The sequence below is a fragment of the Roseibium sp. RKSG952 genome (assembly GCF_009711355.1).
This window is the reverse complement of the sequence record NZ_SMMF01000065.1, coordinates 1-233: the sequence shown is the minus strand read 5'-3', so window position 1 is coordinate 233 and position 233 is coordinate 1. Positions and strand designations below refer to the sequence as shown.

The 233-nt window shown below is 67.4% G+C and carries 1 protein-coding gene; it reads left to right on the top strand.

Annotated elements, in window-relative coordinates; translation table 11 throughout:
• A partial coding sequence (locus E1297_RS48660) for a hypothetical protein (protein ID WP_196223057.1) occupies positions 1 to 233 on the top strand: 233 nt, incomplete at both ends.

Below are 233 nucleotides of genomic sequence, written 5' to 3'. Positions count from 1 at the left end.
CAACGGCGGAACGGATTGCGGAGATGTTCGGGCGGGTTGTCGAGGCGGTGGTCGAAGCGCCTCGGGCAAGGCTGTCGGCCTTGCCGTTGCTCGGCAGAGAGGATCGGGAGCGGCTGGTCCGGGAGTTCAACGCCACAAATGTCACCTTTCCGGAGAACCGGACGGTGCTGGACCTGTTTGCAGCGCAGGTGCGGCGTGCGCCGGACGCCATCGCGGTGAGCGATGCCAGGCGG